This is a genomic window from Pseudomonas sp. TWR3-1-1 (assembly GCF_049896545.1).
Taxonomy (GTDB): domain Bacteria; phylum Pseudomonadota; class Gammaproteobacteria; order Pseudomonadales; family Pseudomonadaceae; genus Aquipseudomonas; species Aquipseudomonas weihenstephanensis.
The window spans coordinates 1-2,091 of sequence record NZ_JAFCUO010000033.1 but is presented as its reverse complement, the minus strand read 5'-3'; the positions used below and the strand labels follow the sequence as shown (position 1 = coordinate 2,091).

At 47.9% G+C, this 2,091-nt stretch carries 2 protein-coding genes; both read right to left on the bottom strand.

The genetic code is table 11. The annotated features are described in order from the left end of the window. Positions 1-339: 339 nt before the first annotated feature. Positions 340-1,734 carry a sensor domain-containing diguanylate cyclase gene (locus ACP7A4_RS22960; protein ID WP_426248493.1) on the bottom strand — a complete coding sequence of 465 codons (1,395 nt, stop codon included), beginning with the start codon at positions 1,732-1,734 and terminating at the stop codon, positions 340-342. Beyond that, the coding region (locus ACP7A4_RS22955; RefSeq protein ID WP_426248492.1) for a hypothetical protein at positions 1,679-2,091 on the bottom strand (413 nt) is incomplete at its 5' end. The genes ACP7A4_RS22960 and ACP7A4_RS22955, both read right to left, overlap by 56 nt.

Here is a 2,091-nt window from a genome sequence, read left to right as displayed (position 1 = left end):
AGATCTAGAAATCTTCTTGACAGTCAATTTGCTATTCATTCGGTCATCCGGATGGACCGTCTGAATAGCCCTAGGTTTTGTGGATACCTTCGAGAGGCTGCTTATGGCCGGAAGCAGCCCTTCATGACAGGCTGCTTTCGGCCATTAGCTGTCAATCACCAAAGACTCATTTCGACTCATTGCTGCCTTCCGAGTAAGGCATCTAACGGCAAGAAACTGTGCGTCGGGAGCGTCAAGGAAGTCCGGGGCTTTTCAATAAGTAGCACGCCGATGATCTGAGGAACTCCGTGCTATTGATCTAAAAAGATCTTCGAGGAGTATATATGTTGCCGCGATGCTTTATGTTTTGAGATCTTCCCGCGACTGATGCTCAACTCGGTTGCGCCCCATTTTTTTTGCGCTATACAGAAGACTGTCGGCCTTCTCCAGCAAATCAGCCGGCTCAATTACGCCATTCTGGTGGTTTGAAGCGACACCTGCGCTGATGGTCACAATTCCAACCGAACTGCCCCTGTGTTCGATGTCTGCAGCTTCTATTGCCGACCGAACTTCCTCAGCGATATTTACTGCTCCTGCCAAGTTGGTCTCTGGAAGCAGAATTACAAACTCCTCCCCACCATACCGGGCAGCTAGGTCGGCTGGGCGATTTATGTTTTTTCCTATTAACTGTGCGATTTGCTTTAAACATTCGTCGCCGAGAACATGGCCATAATAGTCGTTGTATTGCTTGAACCAATCTATATCGATAAGTATGAGCGCTACGCTACTTTCAGTGCGGAATGTTCTCGACCACTCTTGTGCTAGTTTGGCGTCGAAACACCTACGGTTAGGCAGCCCCGTAAGGCTGTCTGTTTTAGCAATATGCTCTAAATCGTGTTGCGCAAGACGCAGTTCCGCTTCTGCCACCAACAAACGTTGAATTTGTCTGTAAAAGAGAAATCCCAGACTGGTTAGCACAATAATTATAAGCACCACCATAATCGATGCTTGATAGACGTACGTCCACCATGTATCAAAAACTGAGTCTAATGACAATCCTGCTGCAGCGACGATCGGGAGGCCCGGTATTCGGCTGTAGGCATAGACTCGTTCTACCCCATCCACCATAGACGTCAGGCTTGCTGTTCCGTCATCGCTGTTTATTAAATATCGACTAAACAGTTCTCCCTTTGCGATATTAGTAGTCATCAGCGTGTCAATCATTGGTCGGCGGGCCAGCAAATCGCCGTTATTCAGTGCGAGTAGTATCACCCCTTGCTTGTCTACGTCTAAACGCTCAAAGAAATGTTGAAAATATGCGACAGGCAACGTCGCTAAAACCACGCCGCTGAAGCTGCCATCTGGGTATTGGGTGCGGCGGCTGACAGGGATGATCATTTCGCCGGTGGTGCGGCTCAAAATTACTTGGCCTATATGGATTGCAGTGTCAGGGTGGTTCTTATGGTAGATAAAATAAGAGCGATCGCTATTATTCTTTGCGACCGTCTCAGAGGAAAACGAATTGACTACCCAATCGCCATTACTGTTGTAAATGAACAATCCTTGAATTCCGTCGGTTGCCTCGACATTGCTAGCCATTACTTTGAATAAACGAGTTCTCTGTTCCGCATCAAGTTTGTCATTTTCAACACGCTCTGCAAGATTGCTTAGAATGCTTTCAGCCTGACGTAAGGTATCTTCAGCCTGCTGCCCGGAAGCCCGAACAATGTTGCTGACAGCAATTCTGGCATTCATCAATCGTTCGTTCGCCGATTGCTTTAACTGCCAAGCAATTGCGGAGGCTAGCGTGACACAGATCAAAAAGATGAAAGCTATCAGGCCCACAGAAAGAGCTTTGGGTGTTAATCGACCAGACACGAGCATTATCGTTTTCATTGAACTCATCATAGCGCGGACGTGCTGAGCCTTCCTGTGAATTTTCTATAATTAATAATTGAATAGCCCTAGGTTTTGTAGACACCTTCGAAAGGCTGCTTCTGGCCGGTTGCAGCCTTCCTGACAGGCAACCATCGGCCGCGTCGAACAGTATCAGGTTCTTGACGTTCGAGATGAGATAGGCGACCACCGCGGTCGGTCCGCCCAAGTGAAGTG